The following is a 23,722-nucleotide window of genomic DNA, read 5'->3' on the forward strand; positions in this document are numbered from 1 at the left end:
CACAAGGGGGAAATAATGGTGGCCGGGGACGGAATCGAACCGCCGACACGGGGATTTTCAATCCCCTGCTCTACCGACTGAGCTACCCGGCCATACTTCGGGGGAATCGTCCTGCGGACGAAGGGCGGTATTAAAGCCGTCCGGCGGCCCCACGTCAAGCGCGCGGGGCTGCCAGATCGATACGAGCCGCGGAAAACTGCGACTCAGGAGGCGTTCGGGTCGACGAAACCTTCCGGCTTTTCCGAACCGTCGCCGAACAGGAACTTCTCCATTTCCTCTTCGAGGAACTTGCGCGCCTTGGGGTCGACCGGGGTCAGGCGGTATTCGTTGATCAGCATGGTCTGGTGGCTCAGCCAGGCCTGCCAGGCCTCCTTGGACACGTTCAGGTAGATCTTCTTGCCCATCTCGCCGGGATAGGGCGGGAAGTCGAGCCCGTCCGCCTCTTTGCCGAGCTTCACGCAGTTAACGGTTCGTGCCATTGCCGGGATCCTTGTCGTCGTGCAGATAACGCTGGATGGGGGCCGGGATGCCGACCGCCCGTGATGTGCCGGGTTTATACCAAATCACCCTGTTGCCTTCCATGATCCCACACGCGCCAGCCGGGAGGTCGAAGGACCGAATGCGCAGATCCAGGCGGTAGTGGCTGAAGCTGTGCTGGAGCCCGTGATCGGCACCGGACGGGGTGGCACCGGGCCACTGAACGAGCACCGAGTCTTCCAGGGCCTCGGCGGTTTCGGCCTCGGGCAGGCTGTAGAGCCCGCCCCAGATGCCGTCCTGTTCGCGCTGGATCAACGCGATACCCTCCGGCGCCCGCAGACAGGCGGCCCAACGCGTGCGTGTGGGCAGATCGCGGCGCGGCCGGGGCGAAGGCAGCGTGCCGGTCAGGCCCTGCTGCGCGGCGCCGCAGTCGGTGTGCACCGGGCAGGTCTCACAGGCGGGGCGGCTGCGAGAACAGAGCAGGGCGCCCAGGTCCATGATCGCCTGGGTGTAATCCGCGCAGCGTGTGGCAGGGGTACGCGCCTCGGCCTCGGCCCACAGTTCGCGCTGGACGGCGGTACTGCCCGGCCAGCCGTGGATCGCCGCGTGACGGGCGAGTACGCGCTTGGCATTGCCATCCAGGATGGCCTCGGGCACGTCGTGCGCCTGGGCGATGATGGCGGCGGCGGTGGAGCGCCCGATGCCCGGCAGTTGTTCCAGGCCCTCGCGCTCGGCGGGGAACACGCCCCCGTGTTCCTCGACCACCACCTGTGCGGCGCGGTGCAGGTTGCGCGCACGGGCGTAATAGCCAAGCCCCGACCACTGGTGCAGCACGGCGTCCTGCGGGGCCGTGGCAAGGCTTTGCACGTCGGGGAACTGCTCCATGAAGCGCAGGAAGTAGGGGACGACGGTCTCCACCCGGGTCTGCTGCAGCATGATCTCGGAGACGCACACCCGATAGGGCGTGCGCGGATGCTGCCACGGCAGGTCCTGGCGACCGTGGCGATCGAACCAGGCGAGCAGCCGCTCGGCGAAGGCGTTCATGGGCGAATCGAACATGGCGGCACCCGCACCGGGGGCAGGCGCCGCGGGTAATCAGCGACTGCGGAAGCGATCCAGGAGCCGGTCGGACTCCTGCTCGATGCGCTCGCGGGCGCGTTCCTCTTCCTCGTCCAGGCGTTCGCGGACACGATCCTCTTCCTCTTGCACGCGTTCGCGGACCTCGTCCTCGTAGCGGTCCCGCAGGGCGTCCTCCAGATCGAGACGGAAGCTCGGGTCGGTGAACGTGCCGCTGATGCGGATCGGCAGCATCACGCCGCGCAGATCGTCGAGTTCCCGGCCGCCCTGGCCCTCCAGCGTACCCACCACGGTGGTATTCACGCGGTAGTCGAGGGTGTCGTCGTTCAGGTCGGCCTGGCCTTCGCCGCTCACCCGCAGCAGGGGCGAGCTGGCCGCCAGGTCCTCGTTGCGCACGATGCCGTCGCGAATGGTGAAGCTGCCAGTCAGTTCGCTGAAATCGGTCTGGTTGGGCTCTTCCTCTTCCAGCTGCTCGCCGCGCAGGCGCGCCTCGGCCCGGCGGATGATCTGGGCCACGTTGATGCCGCGAACCGCGCCATCTTCGAAGCGCATGTTGCCGGAGCCGTTCAGGGCGCCCTTCAGCTCGCTCAGGAGCTCGCCCCGGGTGGCGATGTCCAGCTCCAGGTTGCCGGTACCCATCAGGCGCGCATCATCGCCCTGAAAGTCTTCCAGCAGGGCCCCGATATCCAGGGCCTGCAGGTCGGCCGCCAGCTCGTAGCGCGGGGCATCGTGGCGCGCATCCAGGCGCAGGCGGCTGCTCAGCTCGCCGTCGTAGGCCTCGGCATTCAGGGGCTGGATATTCCAGTCACCGGCCTCGGCGCGGATCTGCAGCTCGATGTTGCGCAGGACCATGCCCATCACGTCGAGGCGGCCCAGCGCCGCGCTGCCATCCACATCGACGCTGCGCAGGGCCTCCAGCGGCAATTCGATGGCGATATCCTCGTCGGCTTCTCCATTGCCATTGCCGTTTTCCGTGCGCGCCTCTTCCACTTCCGGCGGCAGGTAGCGGTCGAGATTCAGGCGCTCGCCGGAGACATCGAAGGTAATCAGCGGGCGTTCCCCGCGACCATCCCAGCCCGCGGAACCGCTCAGCATGGCGTCATCCACGGTGATTAGGAACGGGTCCATGTTCAACGCCTGGAAGCTGCCGTGGGCGGACAGGTCCAGGGCAACCCGGGCCAGGGCATCCGGATCGCTGGTTTTGGGGGCGTCCATTCCCAGGTCCGTCAACACGTCCTTGAGGTTGAAGGTGTTGGTGCGCATCTCGCTCCGGATCTGCGGCTGCTCGCCATCCAGCTCGGAAAGCTCGGCAAACCCGGTCATGCGCACGCCGGCGACACCCAGCGTCAGACGCTCCAGGCGCAGGGACATCGCGTCGGCCATTTCCAGGGCGACATCGGTTTCCAGGGTCATGCCCACGGCGCGCGGCAAGCCACCACCGGCGAGGCCCAGGGTGGCGTTCAGACGACGCACGGAGTAGCGCTCGTTGAGCAGGTCGACGTTCATCAGCCCGCCGAGGTCAAGCGCGAGCTCCACGGGTTCGGCCAGATCACCGCCCTCGGCGCGCACGACCGCTTCCAGATCCAGCCGCGTCTCGACGCCCGGGCGGAAGCGCCCAATCTGCAGCTCGAACGGGTCCAGGGTGGCCTGCATGCCGGTCTCGCGATCATCCCAGTGCACCCGGGTATTGGTCAGGGAGATCCCGGCCACGTCGATGCGCTGCAGGGCCAGCCGGGTCTCGGTCGTGGTGCGTTCGTCGTCATCCGCGCCCACAGCGTCGTCGCGGGCAGCGCCCGCGTGATCCAGCAGGTCGTCCCAGTTGTTGCGGCCCTGTTCGTCGCGCGCCAGGTTCAGGCGCACACCGTCGGCCTGCACGCGCTGGACCTCCAGCTCGCGGCGCAGCAGCGGCATCACCGCCACCGCAACATCCACCACGTCGACCTCGGCGAACGGCTCGTCGCCAAAGCCCTCGGCATTGCCGAAGCGCACCTCTTCCAGACGCAGCCCAAGGCTGGGGAACAGGGTCAGGCCGATCGGCCCGGAGAGGGTCAGCTCGCGACCGGTCGCCTCCTGCACCTCGGCTTCGATGCGCTCCTTGTAGTCATTGGCATCGAAGGTGATCAGCAGGTAGGCGGCCACGATGATGGCCAGCAGGATCAGTACGGCGATCAGGCCCAGCAGGCGCTTGATCCATTTCATTCGGAATCTCCTTTCGGTTCGGCCCGCCAGGTGCCACTGCGGCCCCCGCGTTTCTCGAGCAGGCGAACACCATCAATTTGCATGCCGCGATCCACGGCCTTGCACATGTCGTAGACCGTCAGCAGCGCGGTGGACACGGCGGTCAGCGCCTCCATCTCCACCCCGGTCCGGGCGTGCACCTCGCAGGTGGCCTGCACGCGCACGGCGGTGTCTTCCGTCTCCAGCTCCAGGGCCACCCGGGTCAGTCCGATCGGGTGGCAAAGCGGGATCAGGTCGCCGGTCTTCTTGGCCCCCATGATGCCAGCCACGCGGGCAATACCCAGGACGTCCCCTTTCGCATGGCGGCCTTCGCGGATGCGCTGCAGGGTGTCCGCCTGCATGTGGATCCGGCCCTCGGCGATCGCCACGCGATGGGTGACGGACTTTTCGCCAACATCGACCATGTGCGCATGGCCTTCGGCATCGAAGTGAGTGAATTCGTTCATGCCGGCTATAATGCTTGACTCGCAGTTATCTTTACAGGGGCCGGAATGACCGTAAGCGTTCACTATTTCGCGCGATTGCGCGAGGAACTGGGCCGCCAGGGCGACGATGTGGCGCTGCCCGGAGACAGCCTGACCGTCGGCGAGCTGTGGCGGCACCTGCACCAGGATGCCCCCCCGGAACGCCTGATGGCCGCGGTCAACCAGGAGCAGGCGAGCCTGGAGACCCCGGTGCGCGATGGCGACGAGGTCGCCTACTTTCCGCCGGTCACCGGGGGCTAGGGTGGCGGTCGAGATCCACACCAACGATTTCGACCCCTGGGAGGTCGTCCGCCAGGCCGAACAGGCCATCCCGGCGAACGCCCGCGGCGCGGCCAGCGTGTTCGTCGGCCGCATGCGCGACTTCAACGAAGACGAGGACGTGACCGGCCTGTTCCTGGAACACTATCCGGGGATGACCGAGCGCGAGCTGGAGCGCATCGTCGCCGAGGCCGAGGCGCGCTGGCCGCTGCTGGGCTGCCATGTGGCCCACCGCGTCGGCGATGTACGTCCCGGCGATGCCCTGGTGCTGGTGGCCACCTGGTCCGCCCACCGCATCGCCGCCCGCGACGCCTGCAGTGACATCCTCGAACGCCTGAAGCACGAGGCCCCGTTCTGGAAACGCGAGACCCTGGCCGACGGCACCGACCGCTGGGTGGAGAAAAACACCCCGGGCTTCTGAACGACACCCGCTGTTCGCCCCCCTTGTAGATACCGTCTTGCCCTACGGGGTGCAAGGGTTTTCATGGCGGGCTTGATACGGGGTTTGGGATTTGAGCACACCGAAGGCGATGTGCAGGAGTTTGCGCATGGCCGCCCCGATCGCCGACATCTTGGCCTTGCCGCGTGTCAGCAGACGTTGATGCTGGTGTCGCACGTCCGGGTTGTACCGGGTCGCCACCACCGCCGCCATGTAGAGCGCCTTGCGCAGTCGGCTGGAACCGATCTTCGCCAACCGCGAGGGCCGCCGGACCGTGGTCCCCGATTCTTCCAGGACCGGCGCCAGCCCATGGAACGCCGCCGCTTGTCGAGCGCTCGTGAACGCGCGGCTGCGCAGCGCTGCGGTCATCGAGGCCGACAGCACTCGGCCGATGCCGGGGATGCTCTCCAGCAAGGCCCGATCCCGCTTCAGGTGGTGATGGGCGTCGAAGTGATCATCGATCTGCTGCTGGAGCCGACGGTGTTCCTCACGCAGGGCCTGCAGGACGTTGTCGATCGACGCCTGGGCCAGGGTGTCCTCGCTGAAACGCGCCTTCTCCAGGCGGTTCTCTTCGCGCCGCATGTCCTGTTCCAGAGCCTCCAGGCGGCTGAGCAGGCGCTTGAGTTCCCGCACCTCCGGCGGTTCGGGCTGCCAGCGCCGTGGTGCGCGTTCGATGCCGTAGCGGGCCAGCATCATGCTGTCCTTGCGGTCGGTCTTGTTGCGCACCCCCATGCCCTTGGCATGCGAACGCACCTGGGCCGGGTTCAGCACGTGGACCTGCACCCCCTGATCATGAAGCCAGTACGCCAGCGGCTCGTGGTAGATGCCGGTGGCCTCCAGATACACATGGAGCCCCTCGGGGGCCTCGCCGGTGTTGCGCTCGAGCCAGCGCAGCATCTCCGGATACTGGTCCCGACGGTTCGGGAACACCTTCGGCTTCACCTTGCCCGCTGCCAGGTCCCGGACCCACATGCAGTCGAGCTTGTTCTTGCTAACATCAATGCCAATATGAGCCATCTCGTCCTCTCGCCTTGTCCGTACAGCCTCACCCGTCCATCACGGAGGGGGGTCTTGGATACCGTTCAAACTTCGAGATGAGAAAGGACTCGGGGGCCAATCTACAGAACAGGTTCGTGACCTCAGGAGCCTGACGGGTTACCCCGAGCCCAATGCGGTTCATGGTAGCGATCCGTGAACCGCAAGACACAAGGAGCCTGCTTGCAGGCGAAGCCCCTGCCAGAGTCGGACGCGGGCCGGAGCATTCGCCTGCGAGCAGGCTCCCACAGGGGGCAGATCAGGACATGGGGCATTCCGGCCGCCCCCACATCGTCATCCCGGAAACCGCACAGCGGTTATCCGGGATCGCCACCGCCGGAGATGAGCCGGGCGTCCGCGGAGGCTCCAGCGCGGGAGATCCCGGCTCTCCGCTCCGCTCCGGCCGGGATGACGGGGTGGGCCGGAGGATAAGGCCGGCTTAACAGTGGACACGGGGGTGCGCCGGGTGACGGAGTTGCGCGCGACCTTGGGCGCAATGGAACACGGCCGGTCCTCAGCGCAGGGTGAGGAAGAGGGTCTGGTTGCCGCGACGCAGTTGCAACTCCAGGGTCTGGTGTGCGGCCAGTTGTTGCGGCAGGTCGGACAGGCGCTGGATGCGCTGGCGGTTGATGGCCAGCAGCACGTCGCCCGCGCGCAGGCCGGCGCGCGCCCCCGGGGTGCCGGGCTCCACCGCGATCACCGCCACGCGACTGCCCCCGTCACGCCCGGTGGCCTCGGACAAGCGAACACCCTCCAGCCGCGGATGCACGGCCGCGCCCTCGATGCGCCGCTCTTCGGGGCGATCCAGGCGGGCCACGATCCGCTGTTCGGCCCCGTCGCGCAGGACATCCAGGCGCACATCGGAACCGGCGCGCAGCAGGCCGAGCCGGTTGCGCAGGTCGCCGGCGCTGCGGACCGACTGGTCGTCCGCCCGCAGCACGATATCCCCGCTCTGAAGGCCGGCGCGTTCGGCGGCGGATCCACGCACCACCCGCGTGATCACGGCGCCCTGGGAAATATCCAACTCAAAGGCCTGGGCCAGCGCCGGGGTCAGATCCTGCATCTCCACGCCCAGCGCGCCGCGTTCGACGCGACCCTCCGCCAGCAAATGGTCGCGAATCTGGCTGGCCATGTTGGCGGGGATCGCGAAGCCGATACCAATGTTGCCCCCGCCGCGCGCGAGAATGGCGGTATTGATTCCAACCAGCTCGCCACGCAGGTTGACCAGCGCCCCGCCGGAGTTGCCAGGGTTGATGGAGGCATCGGTCTGGATGAAGTCCTCGAAGCCGTCACCACCCAGTCCGCTGCGGCCCAGGGCACTGACGATGCCGCTGGTCACCGTCTGGCCGAGGCCGAAGGGGTTGCCGATGGCGACCACGAAGTCGCCCACGCGCAGGGCGTCGGAGTCCGCCAGCGGGATCGCCTGCAGGTCCTCCGCGTCGATGCGGATCACGGCGACGTCGGTGGCCGGGTCGGTCCCCACCACCTCGGCCTCGTACTGGCGGCCATCGTAGAGCGTGACCAGGATCGCGTCGGCGCGCGCGATCACGTGGCTGTTGGTCAGGATGGTGCCGGCCTCGGCGTCCACGATCACGCCGGAGCCCAGACCCTGGCGTTCCCGTTCACGCGAACGCTCGGGGACATCGAAGAACCGGCGGAAGAAGGGGTCGTCGAACAGCGGGCTGACCGACTCCACCACCCGCGCGCGGGTGGCAATGTTCACCACCCCGGGGATGGTGCGCTCGAGCATGGGCGCCAGGGAGGGCAGGGGCTGACCGTCCACCGCAGCCGGGAGCTGGGCGGCGGCCGGTGCGGCCCCGAGCAGGGCCAGGGCCAGGATCAGAAGGGGAACCAGCCGACGCATGAGCGATCCTCGATCAGGGCGCCAGGTTGGCGCGCGGGGCGAAGGACGACTCCTTGGCCATCTTGCGGTACCAGTCACCGGCCTCGTCCTCCGGCGGGACCTGCACCAGCAGCTTCAGGTAGAGATCACCCGGTGGCTTGCCCGGCAGTCCCTTGCCCTTCAGGCGCATCTGCTTGCCCGACTGGGTACCGGCCGGGACCTTCAGGTTGACCCAGCCATGCGGCGTGGGCACCTCGATCGTCCCGCCCAGCGCGGCCTCCCACGGGGTGATCGGGATGTCGCGGTAGAGGTTGCGACCGTCCAGCGTGTAGCGGTTATCTGGCTTGACCCGGATCTCCAGCAGCAGGTCGCCGGCGCCACCACTGCCAACGCCCGGGTCGCCCTGGCCGCGCACCCGCAGGCGCGAGCCATCCTTGGCCCCGGCGGGGATGCGCACGCGCTGCACCCGGCCCTCGGCATCCTGAACCGAGACCTCGGTGCCCTTGAGCGCCTGATCCAGGCTGATGTCCACGCGCCCCTCGCGGTCGGCGCCGCGCATGTTGAAGCCGGCGCCGCCACGGCGACGCCCCCCACCCATGCCGCCACCGCCGAAGATCGAGTCGAAGAAGTCCGAAAAGCCGCCGGCATCGGCGCCCCCGCGGGCACCGCCGTACTGCGCCCGGCCGTCCCAGCCGGGCGGCGGACGAAAGTCCTGTCCCTGGCGCCAGTTAGAGCCCAGCTGGTCATAGGCCTTGCGCTTTTCCGCGTCGCCCAGGGCCTCGTAGGCCTCGTTGACCTCCTTGATGCGGGTCTCGGCGTCCGGGTCCTTGCTGACATCCGGGTGGTACTTGCGCGCCAGCTTGCGATAGGACTTCTTGATCTCGTCCTGACTGGCGTCGCGGCTCACACCGAGGATCTTGTAGTAGTCCTTGTATTCCATTGCTTTCCTCGAGCGATTGCGGCTGCGTCCTCGGGTGACACCTGGATCCCGCCTAGGGAAACACTGATCAATGTACACGCTCGCGCTCGAGTCGCTTTTGCGTGCGAACAAGGCGCGGCGACTGCCGTGCAGTCACTCTGCACAAGGGAGCCGCAACGCCGTGCGCGCGCAAAAGCGGCCGAGCCCCTTCGGGGTTGGTACCCCAGGTTCCCCGATCCTGCGTTGCGCCGCTTGCGGGTAGAACCACTACCCGCTGCACGCCGCGCCTTGTCTCGGAAAACCTGGGGTACCAACGCGAGTGTGTACATTGATCAGTGTTTCCCTAGCCCATGATAGCCGGGATGCGGCTGTCACCCCGGGAGACAGGAGCCGCAGAAAAAGATCCGTGCCTCCCAAGGTTCAAAAAAACGGGCGCCACCGCGGGTGGAACCCGGGGCAGCGCCCGTGTCTCGCCCGGTGGGCGAGCATCCCCACCGGGCACGTGAGGCCGGATCAGTTCTCGATCTGGATCCGGCGCGGCTGCACGCGGGCCTGCTTCGGGATGCGCACCTCCAGCACGCCGTTCTCGCTGCGCGCGGAGATGTTTTCGGCATCCGCCGTATCCGGCAGCGAGAAGCGGCGGAAGAACGTGCCACGCACGCGTTCGATGCGCTTGTAGCCATCCTTCTCTTCCTCGCTTTCGTGCTTGCGCTCGCCGCGCAGGGTCAACACGCCATTCTCCATGTTCAGTTCGATGTCCTTCGGGTCTACCCCGGGGATATCGGCATGCAGCACGTAGGCATCGGTCTCTTCGCGGATATCTACCGCGGGGGCCCAGTCTGAGGTCGCGGAAGAGTCCTCGGCGCCGGGCATGTCCGGCATGCGACCGAGTTCGCGCGACAGTTGACCGAGCAGGCTGAACGGTTCGTAGCGGGTCATGGTCATGGCATTCCCTCCTGTGTGGGTGTCATCTGACTCACCCTTACAGTTAGGGGACACTTCCCGCGTTTTCAAGGGCCTGAGAGAGACGGCGCTCACTGTACTGGCCCGCACTCGCGCCGATTGTGCAGGCTGATGAACGCCTCCCTTACACACGGCGAAACTCCCTCAGCTTGTAGTCATCGTCGGTAGTCAGTTCGAACACACCATGCACGCCGCGCTGATCCAGATGGCTGCGCAGCAGCCGCGCCGGGAATTGCACGCTTTCGCCGCTGTCGGCCTGCGCAAAGACCACCGCGGCGCGGCCAGTGTAGTAGTCCTCCATCTCCTGGCGCGAGATCGCCAGGCGCAGGCGAAACCGGCGCATCGCGCTATTCCAGGTTTTGCACCTGCTCGCGCAGCTGCTCGATCAGGACCTTCATTTCCACTGTGGCACGCGTGATCTCCAGATCGTGCGACTTGGAGGAGATGGTGTTGGCCTCGCGGTTGAACTCCTGCATCAGGAAGTCGAGCCGCCGACCGCTGGGCCCGCCCTGGTCCAGGATCTCGCGCACGGCCGCCACGTGACCGTCGATGCGATCCAGCTCCTCGGCGATATCCATGCGCTGGGCCAGTAACGCGACCTCCTGCTCCAGGCGTTTCGGGTCCAGGTGCAGGTCCAGTTCGCGGATACGCGCCAGGATGCGTTCGCGCTGCTCGTCGAGCATCGGCTGACGCCGCGAGTGTACCGTCCGGGCATGCTCCGCCAGGGCCTCCAGGCGCGTGCGCATGCCATCGGCCAGGGCCGCCCCCTCCGTCGTGCGCATCGCGACCAGGGCCTCCAGCGCGGTGTCGAAGCCGGCCAGTAGCGGCTCCGCCAGGACCTCGCCGGCATCCGAGGCGCCCTGCAGGACGCCGGGCCAGCTCAGCACGTCCAGCGGCGAGACCGGGGCCGGATTGCGCATCCTTCGCTCGATCGCCGCGCAGGCATCGATCAGCGCCTGCGCGCGCTCCTGATCGAAGGCCTCCGGGGCGTTGTCCGCCTGGCCTCGGTCGCGCAGCACCACGTCCACCTTGCCGCGTGCCAAGTGGCCCTTGAGGCGCTTACGCACCTCGGCCTCCAGCGAGCGCAGGTGATCCGGCAGGTGGATCCGCAGCTCCAAGTAGCGGTGATTGACGCTCTTGAGCTCCCAGTCGAACACGCCCCCGTCCAGGGTGATGGCGTGCCGGGAAAATCCGGTCATGCTGGTAATCATTATTCCCCCGTTGCGGTCCCTGCTGCGCAAGGCATGAGTGTAGTGCGTCGCCCAGTGGGGTAACGCACTACACTCATGGCCCGTATACTGCGCCCCTCTCAAATCTAGCAAGGATCACAGCATGCGACCCAGTGGCCGAGCAGCCGACGCGATGCGCCCCGTGCGTTTTACCCGCCATTTCACCCGTCACGCGGAGGGTTCCGTACTGGTGGAATTCGGGGACACGCGCGTGCTGTGCAACGCCACGGTGGAGTCGCGCGTGCCGCCGTGGTTGAAGAACAAGGGCCGCGGCTGGGTCACCGCCGAATACAGCATGCTGCCGCGCTCCACCCACGAGCGCATGGTGCGCGAGGCCGCCCGGGGCAAGCTGGGCGGTCGCACCATGGAGATCCAGCGCCTGATCGGCCGCTCGCTGCGTGCCGCGGTTGATCTCGAGGCCCTCGGCGAACGCCAGATCATCGTCGACTGCGACGTGATCCAGGCCGATGGCGGCACCCGCACGGCCGCGATTAGCGGGGCCTACGTCGCGCTGCGCGATGCCATCCGCAAGGCACGCGAACAGGGCTTGATCCGCAAGGACCCGCTGCACGGACACCTGGCAGCGGTCTCCGTGGGCATCTTCAATGGCACGCCGGTGCTGGACCTCGATTACGACGAGGACTCCCAGGCCGAGACCGACCTGAACCTGGTAATGAACGAGGCCGGCGGGGTGATCGAGATCCAGGGCACGGCCGAGGGCCACGCCTTCCGCCGCGACGAGCTGGACCAGATGCTGGATCTGGGCGAGAAGGGCATCCGCGAGATCTGCGACGCCCAGCGCGCCGTTCTGGCCGAAGGCTGATTTGGGCCATGGTCGGCGAACCCCAACGCGTTGTGCTGGCCACCGGCAACCCCGGCAAGCTGCGCGAGATCCGCACCCTGCTGGAGCCGCTGGGCCTCGCGGTCGAACCGCAATCGGAGCATGACGTGCCCGAGGCCGAGGAGACCGGCCTGACATTCGTGGAGAACGCCATCCTGAAGGCGCGCAACGCCGCCCGGCACACCGGACTGCCGGCGATCGCCGACGACTCCGGGCTGGAGGTGGAGGCCCTGCGCGGCCAGCCGGGGATCTACTCCTCGCGCTACGCCGGTACGGACGCCGACGATGCCGCCAACAACGCGCGGCTGATGGAGGCATTGCAAGGCGTGCCACCGGAACAGCGGGGTGCGCGTTTCCGCGCCGTGGTGGTGTACCTGGAACACGCCGAGGACCCGGCCCCGATCATCGCCGAGGGCGTGTGGCCCGGACGCATCGCCGAGCAGGCCAGCGGCGCCGAGGGCTTCGGCTACGACCCGTTGTTCTTCGTTCCGGAGGAAGGCTGCACCTCGGCCGAACTGGACCCGGCGACCAAGAACCGCCTGAGCCACCGCGGCCAGGCCCTGCAACAGCTCGTGGCCAGCCTGCGCAACCGAATGGGCCACGCGCCGGCCTGACACCCGGTCCTGCCTGGCTCCGGGGCGCATCCAGGGAGATCGCCACGGCGCTGCGCGCCTCGCGATGACGGGGACCAGAAGTACCGTCATCGCGAGCGCCGCAGGCGTGTGGCGATCTCCCGGGCCTGGCCCCGATGCGGGCCCGAACATGCGCCGGGGTGTCGTCGGGCGGCTACTCGCTGCGCTCGGCCTGCGGCCGTTCAACGCGCTTCGCGCTTTTGTTCCACGGCCCCTACGGGGCCTCGCAACGACGGGGGCAAAAAACACCGTCATCGCGCGGCGCGCAGCGCCGTGGCGATCGGCGCGAAAACCCAGACGTCGGAGGCCGCAATGACGGGACTGGGTGCTTTCGACGCCACCCGGGGGCTCGCCTATGCTCCGCACATGAACTCCGCCCTGATCCATCCGCCGCCGCTGGCGCTGTACGTGCACCTGCCCTGGTGCGTGCGCAAGTGTCCGTACTGCGACTTCAACTCCCACGAGCCCCGCGGCGAGGCGCCGTTCGACGACTACGTGGCGGCGCTGCTGCGGGATCTGGAGGGCCAGCTCCCGGATGTATGGGGGCGGCGGCTGGAGAGTGTGTTCATCGGTGGCGGGACCCCGAGCCTGTTCCCGCCGGAGGCGCTGGACGCTCTCATGTCCGGTCTGCGTGCCCGCCTGCCGCTGCGCCCGGACTGCGAGGTGACCCTGGAGGCCAACCCTGGCACCGCCGATCGCGCCTACTTTCGCGGCTACCGCGAGGCCGGGGTCAATCGGCTGTCGCTGGGTGTCCAGAGCTTCGACGATGCGATGCTCGCCCGGCTGGGACGCATCCACGGCGCCACCGAGGCCCGCGACGCGGTGGAACATGCCCGGGCCGCCGGCTTCGAGGCGATCAATCTGGATCTGATGTTCGGCCTACCGGGTCAGTCGGTGGCGGCCGGGCTGGCGGACCTGCAAGCAGCCATCGAACAGGACCCGGGGCACATCTCCTGGTATCAGCTGACCCTCGAGCCGAACACCCTGTTCGCGGCGCGCCCACCCGAACTGCCGGAGGACGTCACAATCGAGGAATTGTTCACCCGCGGCCAGTCCCATCTGGCGGCGGCTGGCTATACTCGATACGAGATATCCGCCTATGCACGCGCGGGGCAGGAATGTCGCCACAACCGCAATTACTGGACCTTCGGCGACTATCTCGGCATTGGCGCCGGGGCCCACGGCAAGCTGACGCAGGTGCACGATGGCACGATCCTGCGGCGGGTGAAGCCGCGCCAGCCGGAGGCCTATCTCGCCGGGCCGCTGCAGCACAACGATCAGACCGTGCCGACGGCGGAGCGCCCCTTCGAGTTCATGCTGAACGCGCTGCGACTGGTGGAAGGTGTTCCGGCCGCGAGCTTCGAGGCGCATTGCGGCCTGCCGCTGGCGGCGCTCGAGCCGGCGCTTTCCGAACTGCGCGCGGACGGGCTGCTGGCGGCGGATACGGAGCGCCTGCAGGCCACGGAACGGGGCCTGGCGTTTCTCAATGACGTGCTGGAGCGTTTTCTTCCGGAAGGGACTCCGCAGGACTCGATCGCCACGCCGATAGCCTGGCCCGCGGGCCGGGAGGAGGGTCGATAATGCGTCCCGTCGAGTTTGTTGGTTTCGCCTGCCCCTGGTGCGGCGAGCCCGGCGAGATCACGGTGGACATGGTCAGCAATGACCGCGAATGGGTCGAGGACTGCGCGGTGTGCTGTGCCCCCATCGTGTTCCGCCGCGAGGATGCCGGCGACGAGGAGATTCCGCGCGTCGCTGCCCAGCGGGAGGGCGAGTGAGCGCGGCGCCACCGTATACCCCGATCGACTGCGAGCGCTATTCCGAGCTGGAGCTGGCCATCCTGCGCGGTCAGTCCCTGCGCACGCACTGGCGCCGCGGGGAGATGGACCGCATCGCGATCGTGCGGCCGCTGGACTTGCGCACCCGGCGCAGCGCGGAGTACCTGATCCTGCGTGACGCCGAGGGCCGGCGGCAATGGTGGCGCCTGGACCGGCTGATCAGCTTCGAGCCGGTCCCGGGCTGAACGCCATCCGGGCTGCGACCGGCGAGGTGGCTCGTCTGATCGCCGCACCACATAGGGCACAGCGGACACGGAGAAAGGCGCAGGGGTTGTCGGGGGCGGTAGACACCGCTGGATCATGCACAACGCAGAAGGCGTGGACCCTTTGGGGTACGCCCGTAACCGGGCTTCCGGCAACTTGCCATCCCCTGCGAATCAACAGCCCTGCAATCCCGCTGGACCAGAATGGGCCTTGTTCATCCTCTATGCGCTCCGTGCCCTCTGCGGGGCAACCAGGAGGGCTCGGAGCGCCAGCCCGGGAGGGACCGGGGCTGCGTGGGGCGATCGCTTCGCTGGCGCTCGCGCTGACAGGGGGCGGGCTGCGCCCGCCCCCTGTCAGCTGCGCTTCATCTGGTCGAAGAATTCGGAATTGGTCTTGGACGACTGCATGCGGCCGAGCAGGAATTCCATGGCCTCGATGTCGTCCATGCCGTGCAGGAACTTGCGCAGGATCCAGAGCTTTTGCAGCTCCTCGGGTGCGGTCAGCAGCTCCTCGCGGCGGGTACCGGAACGGTTCACGTTGATCGCAGGATAAATGCGCTTCTCCGCGATGCGGCGCTCCAGCTGGAGCTCCATGTTGCCGGTGCCCTTGAACTCCTCGTAGATCACCTCGTCCATCTTCGACCCGGTCTCGACCAGTGCGGTGGCGATGATGGTCAGGCTGCCGCCCTCTTCCACGTTGCGCGCGGCACCGAAGAAGCGCTTCGGGCGATGCAGGGCGTTGGCATCCACACCACCGGTGAGCACCTTGCCGGAGCTGGGCGAGACGGTGTTGTAGGCGCGCGCCAGGCGGGTGATGGAATCCAGCAGGATCACCACGTCGCGCTTGTGCTCGACCAGGCGCTTGGCCTTCTCGATCACCATCTCGGCGACCTGCACGTGGCGTTGGGCCGGTTCGTCGAAGGTGGAGGAGACGACCTCGCCCTGGACCATGCGGTCCATCTCGGTGACCTCTTCCGGGCGCTCGTCGATCAACAGGACGATCAGATAGCACTCGGGGTAGTTGCCGGCGATGCTCTGGGCAATGTTCTGCAGCATCAGCGTCTTGCCCGCCTTGGGCGGGGAGACGATCAGGCCGCGCTGGCCCTTGCCGAACGGCGAGACGATGTCGATGATCCGCGCGGTGATGTCCTCGGTGGAGCCATTGCCGCGCTCCATGCGCATGCGCTTGTTGGCATGCAGCGGGGTGAGATTCTCGAACAGCACCTTGTGCTTGGCGTTCTCCGGCGGCTCGAAGTTGATCTCCGAGACCTTCAACAACGCGAAGTAGCGCTCGTTGTCCTTGGGCGGGCGGATCTTGCCGGAGATGGTGTCGCCGGTGCGCAGTCCGAAGCGTCGGATCTGGCTGGGCGAGACATAGACGTCGTCCGGCCCGGCCTGATAGGAGCTGTCGGCACTGCGGAGAAAGCCGAAGCCGTCGGAGAGGATCTCGAGGACACCGTCGCCAAAGATGGCTTCGCCGCTCTTCGCGTGAGCCTTGAGCAGGGCGAAGATGATCTCCTGCTTGCGGGCACGGGACATGTTCTCGATGCCTTTTTCTTCGGCAAAGGCCACGAGATCGGCAGCGGACATCCGCTTCAATTCGGTCAGATTCATGCGTGGGATGCTGTGTTCAACGTGGATGATCGGCGACCGGGGGTGGTCACTCGGATTGACTGGAAGGAGGCAGGGAATGGCCTGGCGGCCACTCGAACTGGTTCGATGGTAAGCGAGGCGGCGGCGCGGGGCAACCCCGGTGAAGCCGGGCGCCTGCGAGGCCTGGCGGTTAACCGCCAGGCCCGGGTGTTACAGGTGCTGATCCAGGAACGCAGTCAGCTGCGACTTGGACAGGGCACCGACCTTGGTGGCCTCGACATCGCCGTTCTTGAACAGCATCAGCGTCGGGATCCCGCGGATGCCGTACTTCGGCGGCGTGGACGGGTTCTCGTCGATGTTCAGCTTGGCGACCTTGACCTTGCCGGCGTATTCTTCGGCGATTTCGTCCAGAATGGGGGCGATCATCTTGCAGGGCCCGCACCACTCGGCCCAGTAGTCCACCAGGACCGGCTGATCCGCCTTCAGGACGTCCTCGTCGAAACCGGCGTCCGATGTGTACACAATTTTGTCGCTCACTCCGAGCCCTCATGACTTGGGTTGGGGGAGCAGCCCGCACCGCCGGCTGCACGGCCCTTACTATCGACGATCAACGCCGGACAGTTCAAGTAATACGCAGGAACCGAGGAACCCCATGACCGAAACCGTGCAGGACACACCCCGCTTCGACCAGCTCGATCTGCCCGAACCCGTCCAGGCGGGCATCCGCGCCACCGGTTTCGAAACCTGCACCCCGATCCAGGCACAGACCCTGCCGATCGCGCTGGCCGGCCACGACGTCGCCGGCCAGGCCCAGACCGGGACCGGCAAGACGGCCGCCTTCCTGATCGCGACCTTCAACCGCCTGCTGCGCCAGCAGCCTTCGCCCAACCGGCGGCCCACGGACGTGCGCGCCCTGATCCTGGCCCCGACCCGCGAACTGGCGATCCAGATCCACAAGGATGCCGAATCGCTGGGCGCCGAGACCGGGCTGAAGCTCGCGCTGGCCTACGGCGGCACCGGCTACGACAGCCAGCGCGAACAGCTGGAGGCCGGCGCCGACATCCTGATCGGCACGCCCGGACGCATCATCGACTACTTCAAGCAGAAGGTCTTCGGCCTCAAGCATACGGAGGTGGTGGTGCTGGACGAGGCGGATCGCATGTTCGATCTCGGCTTCATCAAGGATGTGCGCTTTCTGATGCGTGGCTGCGCGCCGACCAGCGAACGCCTGTCGATGCTGTTCTCCGCCACGCTGTCCTTCCGCGTGATGGAGCTGGCGTACGAGCACATGAACAATCCGGAAAAGGTCCAGGTCGAGGCCGAGACCCTGACTGCCGACCGCGTGCGCCAGGTGATTTACTACCCGGCCAACGACGAAAAAATCCCGCTGCTCCTCGGGCTCGCACGCGACCTCAAGCCGGAGCGCGCCATCGTGTTCGTGAACACCAAGCACGGCGCCGAGAAGGTCTGCGACTGGCTGAACGTGAACGACCAGAAGGCCGCGCTGCTGTCCGGCGACGTGCCGCAGAACAAGCGCTCGCAGCTGCTGGAACACTTCGCCGCTGGCGAATACACCTACCTGGTGGCGACCGACGTGGCCGCCCGCGGGCTGCACATCCCGGCGGTCACGCATGTCTTCAACTTCGATCTGCCGCAGTCCGGCGAGGACTACGTGCACCGTATCGGGCGTACCGCACGTGCGGGCGCCGAAGGTGACGCGATCAGCTTCGGCTGCGAGGACTCGGCCTTCTACCTGCCGGATATCGAGAGCTACCTGGGCGAGCGCATCCCCACCGCGAGCGTGGACCCGGCACGCCTGTTCCAGGATGCGGTCAAGCCGAAACCGCGCCCGCGCAAGCCGCGCGACGATCGCCGCGGCGGCCCGCGCTCCGGCGGAGGCGGCCGCCCCGGAGGCAGCCGCCCGCAGCGCAGCGGCAACCGGGGCTGAGCGGACGCGGGAAAACCACAGAAAAAGATGGTGCCGGCGAGAGGAGTCGAACCTCCGACCTATCGATTACGAATCGATTGCTCTACCAACTGAGCTACACCGGCGAAGCGCGACATGATAGCGAGGGCCGGTGCCGACCACAATCCGGCGAGCCCGGACAATCGACCGATCACCGGCTCAGGAGCGGCGGCGGCCCACGCGGAAGACGACGTCCACACCCTCGAGTTCCTTGCCTTCCGGCAGGGCGGGCAGATCGGAGATGTCGATCCGCGCCGGATCCACGTCTTCCAGTTGTCCGGTATCGGTATGGAACAGGTGGTGATGCGGATTCAGGTTGGAGTCGTAGAACAGCTTGGCCGGATCAATCACGACCTCGCGCACCAGCCCCTTCTCGGCGAACAGGTTCAGGGTGTTGTACACCGTGGCCTTGGACACCCGCGAGGCATGCCGCATTAGCTGCCCGAGGATTTGCTCGGCGCTGAGGTGCTGATGGCGGGCGAACATCACGCGGGCAATCTCGACGCGCTGCTCGGTCGGGGAGATCGCGTGCTCGCGCAGCATTTCGCGCGCGGCGTGGACCGAGAGCAGATCCGGGTTGTTGGAGTCGATGTTCATGATTCCGACGATATAACAGGGGTCTGGAGCAAGTCCATATCCCGCTTTCCGGGGACCGGTGAGGCCGGGAAGCCTGATAGAATGGAGCGGGTGATGGGAATCGAACCCACATTAAGAGCTTGGGAAGCTCCCGTTCTACCATTGAACTACACCCGCTTGCGCCGCCGATTGTAGGCCTTGTCGGCCTCCGGCTCAACGGTAAACTGAGCAGTCGAAGAACCATGCAGATTCAGCTGAACGGCGAACCCTTTGAACTCCCCGATGATCGCGAGGCCACCCTGGCCGCGCTGATCGAGGCACGCGGCCTTGGCGGCCGCCGTCTGGCGGTGGAGGTGAACGAAGAGCTGGTCCCGCGCAGCGAGCACGCGGCCCATCCCCTGAAACCCGGGGATCGCGTGGAGATCGTGCAGGCAATCGGGGGCGGCTAGATTGCCCAGCCGCCCGGCCTGCGACCACTTTTCAACGAAGGAATGACCATGACCGAATCGGCCGCGTCCGCCGACGACCTGTTCCGCGTAGGCACGCGCGAGTTCACCTCCCGCCTGCTGGTGGGGACCGGCAAGTACCGCGATCTCGACCAGACCCGCGATGCCATCGAGGCGAGCGGCGCGGAGATCGTGACCGTCGCCATCCGCCGCACCAACATCGGCCAGAACCCGGACGAACCCAACCTGCTGGACGTGATCTCGCCGGAGCGCTACACGCTGCTGCCGAATACCGCCGGCTGCTTCAATGCCGAGGATGCGATCCGCACCTGCCGCCTGGCACGCGAGCTGCTCGACGGCCACAACCTGGTGAAGCTGGAGGTCCTGGGTGACGAGAAGACCCTGTACCCGGACGTCTTCGAGACCGTGAAGGCCGCCGAGACGCTGGTGGCCGAGGGCTTCGACGTGATGGTCTACACCACCGACGACCCACTGCTGGCGAAGCGCCTGGAAGACATCGGCTGCCTGGCGATCATGCCGCTGGCCGCGCCGATCGGCTCGGGCCTGGGGATCCAGAATCGCTACAACATCCGCGAGATCGTGGAGAACGCCTCGGTTCCGGTGCTGGTGGATGCCGGAGTCGGCACCGCCTCGGACGCCGCCATCGCAATGGAGCTGGGCTGCGACGGCGTGCTGATGAACACCGCCATCGCCGCGGCCGACGACCCGGTGCTGATGGCCTCGGCGATGCGCCACGCGATCATCGGCGGGCGCCAGGCCTTTCGCGCCGGGCGCATGGCGCCGCGGCGCTACGCCTCGGCCTCCTCGCCGCAGACCGGCCTGTTCTTCAGCTGAGCATGAGCGACCACGCCAACGCCGAGACGGACGACAAGCCGTTCTACCGCCGTATCCGCAGCTTCGTGCGCCGCGAGGGCCGGCTGACGCCGGGCCAGCAGCGGGCACTGGACGACCTGTTTCCGCGCTTTGGCCTGCAGCTACCGACACCCGCGGCACCGCTGGACCTGACTTCCGTTTTCGGGCGCACGGCACCCGTGACGCTGGAGATCGGCTTCGGGGACGGCGAGAGCCTGGCCGAGCAGGCCGCGAACCAACCGGAACGCGACTTCATCGGGACCGAGGTGCACCGGCCGGGGGTCGGACATCTGCTGCGCGAGGTGGAGCAGCGCGGCCTGACCAATGTGCGCGTCAGCGACGTCGATGCGGTGGAACTGCTGGAGCACTACCTGACGCCCGCCAGCCTGGACTGCGTGCAGGTGTTCTTCCCCGACCCTTGGCACAAGAAGCGCCACCACAAGCGGCGCCTGATCCAGCCGGCCTTCGTGCGCCACCTGGCGACGCGCATCCGGCCGGGCGGGCGGCTGCATCTGGCGACCGACTGGGCAGAATACGCCGAACACATGATGGTGGTGCTGGAGGAATGCCGGCCATGGTTCGTGCCGGATGGCCTGATCCCGGCTCCCGGCCGGCCGCCGGAGCGCCCGGTGACCAAGTTCGAACGGCGCGGGGAGCAACGCGGCCACCAGGTCGCCGATCTGCTCTACCGGCGCACCGACGAACCCGCCTGATGATACCCGGCGCGATGCCGGGTCGGATCAGACGTTCTTGACCACCAGGACCGGGCAGTCAGCCCCGCCAATCACGCGCTCGGACACGCTGCCCATCAGGAGGCGCTTGAGCCCGGTACGCCCGTGGCTGCCGACCACCACCAGATCGCGATGGTCGCGCGCAGCGACCTCCAGCAGGGTGACCTCGGGGCGCCCCTCCTCGAAGGTCGCATCGGCCTCCAGCCCCTTCTCGCGGGCCTCGCCCTGCAGACGCTGGATGGCCTGAACACCCTCCTGACGCCGCTCCTCGTTCTGCCCCGGGACCGCCACGGACACGATCGTGATCGGAAGCTTGCAATAGCCGGCCAGCTCGATTGCGGCACGCGCGGCCTGGTCCCCAAGGTCGGAGCCGTCGGTCCCCACCAGAAGCCCGCGATGCGGCGCCTGGGCGCCGCGCGGGACGATCATCACGTTGCAGGGTGCGAGCCCCACGACCTTGCGCGTGGCGTCCCCCACCATCAGGCGCGAGAGGTCACCGCGATCGCGTCGGCCGATGACGATCAGCCCGGCCTTGAACTCCTCGGCAATGGCGACGATCTCCTGGTGCCGGTCGACCCCGTGGCGCAGGATCATGGAGGCATCGATGCCCACCTCGCGGGCGCGCTTTTCCAGTGCGTCCAGATCGGTCTGGCCGGCAACGCTCGCCTCGTGGCTGCGCGGCGGAGACAACGCATCGTGCTGGGTATCGGTGCGGATAATCCGTGCGACGATCAGGCGCGCACCACAGCGCTGCGCCAGATCCAGCGCCACATTCTCGGCGGATTCGCTGAATTCGGAGCCATCCGTCGCCAGGACGATGGTCTCGAAACGGCACATCGGGGCATCGGATTCGGACATGCTGGGGTCTCCACCTGGACTTTTCCCAAGCATAACCGACATGCCGGCAAACGCCAGCACTCGGGCCCGCGCCCCAGCACTCGGGCCCGCGCCCCAGCACTCGGGCCCGCGCCCCAGCACTCGGGCCCGCGCCGACCGAACCGCCAACCCGACGCCGGCGCATTTTTTGCGTCCGTGCCCGCGGGATGAAATAATCCCGCGCTTTCAAGGGAAAGGCGGAATCTGTTTCCGCCGACCCGCCTCGGCGCCTGCGCCCGGCGCGAGTCCCCTTTTTCGGCTTCTGGCCACGCGCCGTCCGGCGCGGGTCCTCAGGACACGACTGGAACATGGAAAACCTTACGCTGACCACCGAGATGATCGTGGTGCTTGCGCTGCTCGCGTTCACGATCTTCCTGTTTGTCTCCGAGATCATCCGGGTCGACCTGGCGGCGATCTCGGTGATGGTCCTGCTCGGCCTGCTGACGCTGGTGCCCGGACTCGGGATGCTGGTCGGCCAGGAAGAGCTGTTCAGCGGCTTCGCCTCCAATGCGGTGATCTCGATCATCGCGGTGATGATTATCGGCGCCGGCCTGGACAAGACCGGCGTGATGCACAAGGTGGCGGCGTTCATCATGCGCGTGGGTGGCACCACCGAAAAAAGCATCATCCCGACCGTCTCCGGAACCGTCGGCGTAATCTCCAGCTTCATGCAGAACATCGGCGCAGCCGCGCTGTTCATGCCGGTGATGAGCCGCATCTCCAATCGTCTGAACATCCCGCTGTCGCGCCTGCTGATGCCGATGGGCTTCGCCGCGATCGTCGGCGGCACCATCACTCTGGTCGGGTCCAGCCCGCTGATCCTGCTGAACGACCTGCTGCCGTCGGACATGGAACCGTTCCAGCTGTTCGACGTGACCCCGATCGGCCTGGCCCTGCTGGCCACCGCCATCGTCTACTTCGTGCTGCTGGGCCGCTTCGTACTGCCGTCGGTCAAGAGCAAGGCCACCCAGCGCGAAAGTGCACAGGACTACTTCCAGCGCGTGTACGGCCTGTCCTACGAGATCCATGAGCTGTTCGTCCCGGAGAACGACCCGATGGTTGGGCGCACGGTGGCCGAGATTGAGCGCGAGACCGGGATCGCGATCGTCGGCACCTACATGCGCGACGAGCTGCGCATGGCACCGTGGACCGGCTACGAGATCCAGGCCAACTCGCACCTGGCCGTGCTGGCCAGCCCGTCACGCATGGAAAAGCTGTGCGAGGGCACGCGCAAGCGTCCCAGCACCCATCTCGACGTGTTCGCCAACGCCCTGGACAGTGGGCGTTCCGGCGTCGCCGAGGTCGCCATCGCGCCGGGCTCGAACCTCGCCGGCAAGACGGTCACCGAACTGGCGATGCGCCAGACCTACGGCCTGTCGGTGATGCGCATCCAGCGCGGCAACGAGACCTACGGCGAGGGGCTGCGCGACATCCCCCTGGAACCGGGCGACATCCTGGTGGTGCACTGCACCTGGGAATCGCTGGCCCGGCTGGAGCAGGACCGCGATTTCGTGGTGATCACGTCGGACTATCCGCGCGAGGAACTGGTACCGTCCAAGGTGCCGCATGCGCTGTTCTTCCTGGCGCTGACCGTGGGCCTGATCGTGTTCACCGACCTGATGCTCTCGGTCGCACTGCTGACCGGCGCACTGGGCATGATCCTGACCGGCGTCATCAGCCTCGACAACGCCTATCGCGCCGTCAGCTGGAAGACCGTCTTCCTGCTGGCGTCACTGATCCCGCTAGGCATGGCGGTGGAGAACACCGGAACCGCCGCCTGGATCGCGCAGAACACGCTGGAGATGCTGGGGACCGTACCGCCCTGGGTGCTGCAGGCGACGATCTTCGCCCTGGCCACGTTCTTCACGCTGGTCATGTCCAACGTCGGCGCGACCGTGCTGCTGGTGCCGCTGGCGATCAACTTCGCGATCGCCGCGCAGGCCGCGGGCATGGATGCCGACCCGCGCGTGTTCGCGCTGACCGTGGCGATCGCCACCTCGAATTCCTTCCTGATCCCGACCCACCAGGTGAACGCCCTGATCATGGGCCCCGGCGGCTATCGGGTGAAGGACTTCATGAAGGCGGGCGGCATCATGACCATCCTGTTCGCCGTGGTCGCCATGTTCATGCTCAACCTGATTTTCTAGTCTGTTAAACGCAACCTTTAGCAACCCGTTTGCAAGGAGA

Annotated in this window: 26 protein-coding genes and 3 tRNA genes; 12 read left to right on the forward strand and 17 right to left on the reverse strand. The window is 67.1% G+C overall.

Going from position 1 to position 23,722, the window contains the following annotated elements:
* Positions 1-16: 16 nt before the first annotated feature.
* The 5 genes from D579_RS0107300 to moaC all read right to left on the reverse strand — a co-directional run bounded on the left by D579_RS0107300 (position 17) and on the right by moaC (position 4,238).
* Positions 17-92, reverse strand: a tRNA-Phe gene (locus D579_RS0107300).
* A 111-nt stretch (positions 93-203) separates the two neighbouring features.
* A complete protein-coding gene (locus D579_RS0107305; protein WP_038032041.1) occupies positions 204-479 on the reverse strand; it encodes an oxidative damage protection protein in 276 nt (91 codons plus the stop codon).
* Positions 463-1,521 (reverse strand): A/G-specific adenine glycosylase, encoded by a 1,059-nt coding sequence (mutY, locus tag D579_RS0107310; RefSeq protein ID WP_018951588.1) that lies wholly within the window; start codon positions 1,519-1,521, stop codon positions 463-465. Before mutY ends, D579_RS0107305 begins: the two co-directional genes overlap by 17 nt.
* Positions 1,522-1,572: 51 nt before the next feature.
* Positions 1,573-3,753 carry an AsmA family protein gene (locus tag D579_RS0107315; protein WP_018951589.1) on the reverse strand — a complete coding sequence of 727 codons (2,181 nt, stop codon included), beginning with the start codon at positions 3,751-3,753 and terminating at the stop codon, positions 1,573-1,575.
* On the reverse strand, positions 3,750-4,238 hold the full coding sequence (moaC, locus tag D579_RS0107320; RefSeq protein WP_018938673.1) for a cyclic pyranopterin monophosphate synthase MoaC: 489 nt from the start codon (positions 4,236-4,238) through the stop codon (positions 3,750-3,752). Before moaC ends, D579_RS0107315 begins: the two co-directional genes overlap by 4 nt.
* 45 nt (positions 4,239-4,283) lie before the next feature.
* Here moaC and moaD point away from each other — a divergent pair, with 45 nt between their 5' ends.
* Both moaD and D579_RS0107330 read left to right on the forward strand, forming a co-directional pair.
* The gene (gene moaD, locus D579_RS0107325) at positions 4,284-4,517 is read left to right on the forward strand and encodes a molybdopterin converting factor subunit 1 (RefSeq protein WP_018951590.1); all 234 of its coding nucleotides are present in this window, start codon (positions 4,284-4,286) and stop codon (positions 4,515-4,517) included.
* 1 nt (position 4,518) lies between these two features.
* Complete coding sequence (locus D579_RS0107330; protein WP_018951591.1) at positions 4,519-4,956, forward strand: molybdenum cofactor biosynthesis protein MoaE; 438 nt, start codon at positions 4,519-4,521, stop codon at positions 4,954-4,956.
* A gap of 42 nt (positions 4,957-4,998) precedes the next feature.
* Here the strand turns inward: D579_RS0107330 and D579_RS0107335 are convergent, their stop codons facing one another.
* The 6 genes from D579_RS0107335 to D579_RS0107360 all read right to left on the reverse strand — a co-directional run bounded on the left by D579_RS0107335 (position 4,999) and on the right by D579_RS0107360 (position 10,945).
* On the reverse strand, positions 4,999-5,991 hold the full coding sequence (locus D579_RS0107335) for an IS110 family transposase (RefSeq protein WP_018951592.1): 993 nt from the start codon (positions 5,989-5,991) through the stop codon (positions 4,999-5,001).
* 532 nt (positions 5,992-6,523) lie between these two features.
* Positions 6,524-7,873: a Do family serine endopeptidase gene (locus tag D579_RS0107340; protein WP_018951593.1), complete on the reverse strand. Its 1,350-nt coding sequence runs from the start codon at positions 7,871-7,873 to the stop codon at positions 6,524-6,526.
* 13 nt (positions 7,874-7,886) lie between these two features.
* Positions 7,887-8,792: a DnaJ C-terminal domain-containing protein gene (locus D579_RS0107345; RefSeq protein WP_018951594.1), complete on the reverse strand. Its 906-nt coding sequence runs from the start codon at positions 8,790-8,792 to the stop codon at positions 7,887-7,889.
* A 492-nt stretch (positions 8,793-9,284) separates the two neighbouring features.
* The gene (locus D579_RS0107350; protein WP_018168675.1) at positions 9,285-9,716 is read right to left on the reverse strand and encodes an Hsp20/alpha crystallin family protein; all 432 of its coding nucleotides are present in this window, start codon (positions 9,714-9,716) and stop codon (positions 9,285-9,287) included.
* A 142-nt stretch (positions 9,717-9,858) separates the two neighbouring features.
* Positions 9,859-10,077: a DUF2835 family protein gene (locus tag D579_RS0107355; RefSeq protein WP_018951595.1), complete on the reverse strand. Its 219-nt coding sequence runs from the start codon at positions 10,075-10,077 to the stop codon at positions 9,859-9,861.
* 4 nt (positions 10,078-10,081) lie between these two features.
* Entirely contained in the window at positions 10,082-10,945 is an 864-nt protein-coding gene (locus D579_RS0107360; protein ID WP_019572104.1) for a YicC/YloC family endoribonuclease, read from the reverse strand.
* Positions 10,946-11,066: 121 nt separating this feature from the next.
* Here D579_RS0107360 and rph point away from each other — a divergent pair, with 121 nt between their 5' ends.
* The 5 genes from rph (at position 11,067) to D579_RS0107385 (ending at position 14,456) form a co-directional block, all read left to right on the forward strand.
* Entirely contained in the window at positions 11,067-11,786 is a 720-nt protein-coding gene (gene rph, locus D579_RS0107365) for a ribonuclease PH (protein WP_018938668.1), read from the forward strand.
* Between the two features lie 8 nt (positions 11,787-11,794).
* On the forward strand, positions 11,795-12,418 hold the full coding sequence (rdgB, locus tag D579_RS0107370) for an RdgB/HAM1 family non-canonical purine NTP pyrophosphatase (protein WP_018951597.1): 624 nt from the start codon (positions 11,795-11,797) through the stop codon (positions 12,416-12,418).
* 330 nt (positions 12,419-12,748) lie between these two features.
* Positions 12,749-14,017 carry a radical SAM family heme chaperone HemW gene (gene hemW / locus D579_RS0107375; protein WP_018951598.1) on the forward strand — a complete coding sequence of 423 codons (1,269 nt, stop codon included), beginning with the start codon at positions 12,749-12,751 and terminating at the stop codon, positions 14,015-14,017.
* Positions 14,017-14,211, forward strand: coding sequence for a CPXCG motif-containing cysteine-rich protein (locus D579_RS0107380; RefSeq protein WP_018168681.1), 195 nt, complete (start codon positions 14,017-14,019; stop codon positions 14,209-14,211). The genes hemW and D579_RS0107380 overlap by 1 nt, the downstream gene beginning before the upstream one ends.
* Positions 14,208-14,456, forward strand: coding sequence for a transcriptional antiterminator, Rof (locus D579_RS0107385; protein ID WP_018168682.1), 249 nt, complete (start codon positions 14,208-14,210; stop codon positions 14,454-14,456). Before D579_RS0107380 ends, D579_RS0107385 begins: the two co-directional genes overlap by 4 nt.
* A 372-nt stretch (positions 14,457-14,828) precedes the next feature.
* On the opposite strand, the gene rho is transcribed toward D579_RS0107385, so the two are convergent.
* On the reverse strand, positions 14,829-16,088 hold the full coding sequence (gene rho, locus D579_RS0107390; protein ID WP_018649579.1) for a transcription termination factor Rho: 1,260 nt from the start codon (positions 16,086-16,088) through the stop codon (positions 14,829-14,831).
* A gap of 189 nt (positions 16,089-16,277) precedes the next feature.
* A complete protein-coding gene (gene trxA / locus D579_RS0107395) occupies positions 16,278-16,604 on the reverse strand; it encodes a thioredoxin TrxA (protein WP_012983830.1) in 327 nt (108 codons plus the stop codon).
* A 115-nt stretch (positions 16,605-16,719) separates the two neighbouring features.
* On the opposite strand from trxA, the gene D579_RS0107400 reads away from it, so the two are divergent.
* Positions 16,720-18,015, forward strand: coding sequence for a DEAD/DEAH box helicase (locus D579_RS0107400; protein WP_018951599.1), 1,296 nt, complete (start codon positions 16,720-16,722; stop codon positions 18,013-18,015).
* 28 nt (positions 18,016-18,043) lie between these two features.
* On the opposite strand, the gene D579_RS0107405 is transcribed toward D579_RS0107400, so the two are convergent.
* The 3 genes from D579_RS0107405 to D579_RS0107415 form a co-directional block, all read right to left on the reverse strand.
* Positions 18,044-18,119, reverse strand: a tRNA-Thr gene (locus D579_RS0107405).
* A 73-nt stretch (positions 18,120-18,192) separates the two neighbouring features.
* Positions 18,193-18,630: a Fur family transcriptional regulator gene (locus D579_RS0107410; protein ID WP_018144889.1), complete on the reverse strand. Its 438-nt coding sequence runs from the start codon at positions 18,628-18,630 to the stop codon at positions 18,193-18,195.
* A gap of 82 nt (positions 18,631-18,712) precedes the next feature.
* A tRNA-Gly gene (locus D579_RS0107415) sits at positions 18,713-18,786 on the reverse strand.
* A gap of 65 nt (positions 18,787-18,851) precedes the next feature.
* On the opposite strand from D579_RS0107415, the gene thiS reads away from it, so the two are divergent.
* The 3 genes from thiS to trmB are packed head-to-tail and all read left to right on the forward strand — an operon-like array spanning position 18,852 to position 20,641.
* Positions 18,852-19,058 (forward strand): sulfur carrier protein ThiS, encoded by a 207-nt coding sequence (thiS, locus tag D579_RS0107420; protein WP_018175889.1) that lies wholly within the window; start codon positions 18,852-18,854, stop codon positions 19,056-19,058.
* A gap of 48 nt (positions 19,059-19,106) precedes the next feature.
* The gene (locus tag D579_RS0107425) at positions 19,107-19,910 is read left to right on the forward strand and encodes a thiazole synthase (RefSeq protein WP_018168745.1); all 804 of its coding nucleotides are present in this window, start codon (positions 19,107-19,109) and stop codon (positions 19,908-19,910) included.
* 2 nt (positions 19,911-19,912) lie between these two features.
* A complete protein-coding gene (gene trmB / locus D579_RS0107430) occupies positions 19,913-20,641 on the forward strand; it encodes a tRNA (guanosine(46)-N7)-methyltransferase TrmB (protein WP_018951600.1) in 729 nt (242 codons plus the stop codon).
* A gap of 27 nt (positions 20,642-20,668) precedes the next feature.
* Here the strand turns inward: trmB and D579_RS0107435 are convergent, their stop codons facing one another.
* Positions 20,669-21,517, reverse strand: a complete 849-nt coding sequence (locus tag D579_RS0107435) for a universal stress protein (RefSeq protein WP_018938663.1) — start codon at positions 21,515-21,517, stop codon at positions 20,669-20,671.
* A 326-nt stretch (positions 21,518-21,843) separates the two neighbouring features.
* On the opposite strand from D579_RS0107435, the gene D579_RS0107440 reads away from it, so the two are divergent.
* Positions 21,844-23,682 (forward strand): SLC13 family permease, encoded by a 1,839-nt coding sequence (locus D579_RS0107440; protein WP_018144894.1) that lies wholly within the window; start codon positions 21,844-21,846, stop codon positions 23,680-23,682.
* Positions 23,683-23,722: the final 40 nt, after the last annotated feature.

Source organism: Thioalkalivibrio sp. AKL12, from assembly GCF_000377925.1.
Lineage (GTDB): Bacteria > Pseudomonadota > Gammaproteobacteria > Ectothiorhodospirales > Ectothiorhodospiraceae > Thioalkalivibrio > Thioalkalivibrio versutus.

Coding starts and splice junctions, on each gene's coding strand:
- D579_RS0107305 (WP_038032041.1), bottom strand. CDS start 479: ATGGCACGAACCGTTAACTGCGTGAAGCTCGGCAAAGAGGCGGACGGG.
- mutY (WP_018951588.1), bottom strand. CDS start 1,521: ATGAACGCCTTCGCCGAGCGGCTGCTCGCCTGGTTCGATCGCCACGGT.
- D579_RS0107315 (WP_018951589.1), bottom strand. CDS start 3,753: ATGAAATGGATCAAGCGCCTGCTGGGCCTGATCGCCGTACTGATCCTG.
- moaC (WP_018938673.1), bottom strand. CDS start 4,238: ATGAACGAATTCACTCACTTCGATGCCGAAGGCCATGCGCACATGGTC.
- moaD (WP_018951590.1), top strand. CDS start 4,284: ATGACCGTAAGCGTTCACTATTTCGCGCGATTGCGCGAGGAACTGGGC.
- D579_RS0107335 (WP_018951592.1), bottom strand. CDS start 5,991: ATGGCTCATATTGGCATTGATGTTAGCAAGAACAAGCTCGACTGCATG.
- D579_RS0107340 (WP_018951593.1), bottom strand. CDS start 7,873: ATGCGTCGGCTGGTTCCCCTTCTGATCCTGGCCCTGGCCCTGCTCGGG.
- D579_RS0107345 (WP_018951594.1), bottom strand. CDS start 8,792: ATGGAATACAAGGACTACTACAAGATCCTCGGTGTGAGCCGCGACGCC.
- D579_RS0107350 (WP_018168675.1), bottom strand. CDS start 9,716: ATGACCATGACCCGCTACGAACCGTTCAGCCTGCTCGGTCAACTGTCG.
- D579_RS0107355 (WP_018951595.1), bottom strand. CDS start 10,077: ATGCGCCGGTTTCGCCTGCGCCTGGCGATCTCGCGCCAGGAGATGGAG.
- D579_RS0107360 (WP_019572104.1), bottom strand. CDS start 10,945: ATGATTACCAGCATGACCGGATTTTCCCGGCACGCCATCACCCTGGAC.
- rph (WP_018938668.1), top strand. CDS start 11,067: ATGCGACCCAGTGGCCGAGCAGCCGACGCGATGCGCCCCGTGCGTTTT.
- rdgB (WP_018951597.1), top strand. CDS start 11,795: ATGGTCGGCGAACCCCAACGCGTTGTGCTGGCCACCGGCAACCCCGGC.
- hemW (WP_018951598.1), top strand. CDS start 12,749: ATGACGGGACTGGGTGCTTTCGACGCCACCCGGGGGCTCGCCTATGCT.
- D579_RS0107380 (WP_018168681.1), top strand. CDS start 14,017: ATGCGTCCCGTCGAGTTTGTTGGTTTCGCCTGCCCCTGGTGCGGCGAG.
- rho (WP_018649579.1), bottom strand. CDS start 16,088: ATGAATCTGACCGAATTGAAGCGGATGTCCGCTGCCGATCTCGTGGCC.
- D579_RS0107400 (WP_018951599.1), top strand. CDS start 16,720: ATGACCGAAACCGTGCAGGACACACCCCGCTTCGACCAGCTCGATCTG.
- D579_RS0107410 (WP_018144889.1), bottom strand. CDS start 18,630: ATGAACATCGACTCCAACAACCCGGATCTGCTCTCGGTCCACGCCGCG.
- thiS (WP_018175889.1), top strand. CDS start 18,852: ATGCAGATTCAGCTGAACGGCGAACCCTTTGAACTCCCCGATGATCGC.
- D579_RS0107425 (WP_018168745.1), top strand. CDS start 19,107: ATGACCGAATCGGCCGCGTCCGCCGACGACCTGTTCCGCGTAGGCACG.
- trmB (WP_018951600.1), top strand. CDS start 19,913: ATGAGCGACCACGCCAACGCCGAGACGGACGACAAGCCGTTCTACCGC.
- D579_RS0107435 (WP_018938663.1), bottom strand. CDS start 21,517: ATGTCCGAATCCGATGCCCCGATGTGCCGTTTCGAGACCATCGTCCTG.
- D579_RS0107440 (WP_018144894.1), top strand. CDS start 21,844: ATGGAAAACCTTACGCTGACCACCGAGATGATCGTGGTGCTTGCGCTG.